Origin of the sequence: Micromonospora sp. NPDC049580 (genome assembly GCF_040675595.1) — a bacterium.
Lineage (GTDB): Bacteria > Actinomycetota > Actinomycetes > Mycobacteriales > Micromonosporaceae > Micromonospora.
In genome coordinates this window covers 1-2,475 of the sequence record NZ_JBFAPG010000675.1, presented here as the reverse complement: position 1 = coordinate 2,475, position 2,475 = coordinate 1, and the positions used below count along the sequence as shown (strand labels likewise).

Below are 2,475 nucleotides of genomic sequence, written 5' to 3'. Positions count from 1 at the left end.
AGGTTTGCGTCAGGTGGAGGCTCCCCGCTGACGCAAACCTCTTGATCACCGCGGGCGGGTCAGGGGGGTGGGAGGTGGGTGGGGTCAGGCGGGGGTGGGGAGGGTTTTTTCGATCGCCGCGCGGAGGTCGTCGGAGTCGGGTTCGACCGTGGGGGCGAAGCGGGCGGCGACCGTGCCGTCCGGGGTCACCAGGAACTTCTCGAAGTTCCAGCGGACGTCCCCGGTGTGTCCGTCGGCGTCCGGAGTGTCCACCAGCGCGGCGTAGAGCGGGTGCCGGTCGGGCCCGTTCACGTCGACCTTCTCGGTCAGCGGAAAAGTCACCCCGTAGTTGACCTGGCAGAAGTCGCTGATCTCGGCGGCGGTGCCCGGCTCCTGCCCGGCGAACTGGTTGCACGGCACGCCCAGCACCACCAGGCCACGCTCGGCGTAGGTGTCGGCGAGGGTCTGGAGGCCGGCGTACTGCGGGGTGAGGCCGCACCGGGAGGCGACGTTGACCACCAGCAGCGCCCGGCCCCGGTACTGGGCGAGGTCGGCGGGCCCGCCGCTGAGGGCGTCGATCGGGATGTCGAAGACGGTCATGGGCCCGAGGCTACGCGCCGGCCCGCGACCCCCGACCGCTGACCGGCGGCTCGGTGCGGGCGCAGTCCACGCACCAGAAGAAATCGAAACATGGACATCTTGACGAACTGATGACGGCGTGAGTACCGTCTCACCATCTCTTTTGGAAAGTTTCCTAACAGTTCGGGAGACGCCTTATGAAAAGATCGCTCCGCCGGGCCCTCTGGGCCGGTGCCGTGGTCGCCGTGACCGTCGCGGCGGTGCCGATGACGACTGCGTTCGGTGCCGGCTCGGTCACCACCACGTTCGCCAAGGCGCAGGACTGGGGGACCGGTCACGAGACGAAGGTGACCGTGACCAACGGCTCCAGCGCCACGGTCGCCACCTGGCGCATCGAGTTCGACCTGCCGTCAGGCACCACCATCAGCAGCGCGTGGGACGCCGACGTCACGAGCAGCGGCAACCACTACGTCGCCGTCAAGAAGAGCTGGGCCGGCAGCCTCGCGCCCGGCGCCTCGTTCAGCTGGGGCTACAACGGCACCGGCGCCTACAAGGCGCCGCTGAACTGCACCGTCAACGGCGCACCGTGCGGCGGTGGCACCCCGACCACCCCGCCGACCACCACCGCGCCGCCCACCACGGCCCCACCCACCACGGCGCCGCCCACCACCGCTCCGCCCACCACGGCGCCCCCGACCACCACCCCGCCGAACACGGGCGGCAAGAAGGTCGTCGGCTACTTCGCCGAGTGGGGCGTCTACGGCCGCAACTACCACGTCAAGAACATCCAGACCAGCGGCTCGGCCGCCAAGCTGACCCACATCCTGTACGCCTTCGGCAACACCACGGGCGGTCGCTGCACCATCGGTGACAGCTACGCCGACTACGACAAGGCGTACACGGCGGCGGAGAGCGTGGACGGCGTCGCCGACACCTGGGACCAGCCGCTGCGCGGCAGCTTCAACCAGCTGCGCAAGCTCAAGCAGCTGAACCCGCACCTCAAGGTGATCTGGTCGTTCGGCGGCTGGACCTGGTCCGGCGGCTTCACCCAGGCCGCCCAGAACCCGGCCGCGTTCGCCGAGAGCTGCTACAACCTGGTCGAGGACCCGCGCTGGGCGGACGTCTTCGACGGCATCGACGTCGACTGGGAGTACCCGAACGCCTGCGGCCTGACCTGTGACACCAGCGGCCCCAACGCGTTCAAGAACGTGATCGGCGCCCTGCGGTCGAAGTTCGGGTCCAGCGCCCTGGTCACCGCCGCGATCACCGCGGACGGCAGCAACGGCGGCAAGATCGACGCCACCGACTACGCCGGTGCCATCGGCAACCTCAACTGGCTCATGCCGATGACGTACGACTACTTCGGCGCCTTCAACGCCCAGGGCCCGACGGCGCCGCACTCGCCGCTCACCTCGTACACCGGCATTCCGCAGCAGGGCTTCAACTCCGACGCGGCGATCCAGAAGCTCAAGAGCAAGGGCATCCCGGCCAACAAGCTGCTGCTCGGCATCGGCTTCTACGGTCGGGGCTGGACGGGCGTCACGCAGGCCGCACCGGGCGGCAGCGCCACCGGCGCGGCGCCGGGCACCTACGAGGCGGGCATCGAGGACTACAAGGTCCTCAAGAACACCTGCCCGGCCACCGGCATGATCGCCGGCACCGCGTACGCCAAGTGCGGCAGCAACTGGTGGAGCTACGACACCCCGTCGACCATCAACGGCAAGATGACGTACGCGAACAACCAGGGCCTCGGTGGCGCGTTCTTCTGGGAGCTCTCCGGCGACACCAGCAACGGCGAGCTCATCGGCGCCATCAAGGGCGGCCTCGGCTGAGCCGACGGTCGACGCACCACCCACACGGCGGGGAGGGGCCCGCACCGCCTCTCCCCGCCCGTGCCGTACCGGCCCGGTCGACGCC

2 protein-coding genes are annotated in these 2,475 nt (G+C 69.7%); one reads left to right on the top strand and one right to left on the bottom strand.

Annotated elements, in window-relative coordinates; translation table 11 throughout:
• Positions 1 to 84 precede the first annotated feature (84 nt).
• Complete coding sequence (locus AB0J68_RS30860) at positions 85 to 579, bottom strand: glutathione peroxidase (protein ID WP_355066890.1); 495 nt, start codon at positions 577 to 579, stop codon at positions 85 to 87.
• A 176-nt stretch (positions 580 to 755) separates the two neighbouring features.
• Here AB0J68_RS30860 and AB0J68_RS30855 point away from each other — a divergent pair, with 176 nt between their 5' ends.
• Positions 756 to 2,390: a glycosyl hydrolase family 18 protein gene (locus AB0J68_RS30855; protein WP_363942259.1), complete on the top strand. Its 1,635-nt coding sequence runs from the start codon at positions 756 to 758 to the stop codon at positions 2,388 to 2,390.
• Positions 2,391 to 2,475: the final 85 nt, after the last annotated feature.

Excerpts from the sequence above, each read along its gene's own strand:
- AB0J68_RS30860 (WP_355066890.1), bottom strand. The coding sequence starts at position 579 with ATGACCGTCTTCGACATCCCGATCGACGCCCTCAGCGGCGGGCCCGCC.
- AB0J68_RS30855 (WP_363942259.1), top strand. The coding sequence starts at position 756 with ATGAAAAGATCGCTCCGCCGGGCCCTCTGGGCCGGTGCCGTGGTCGCC.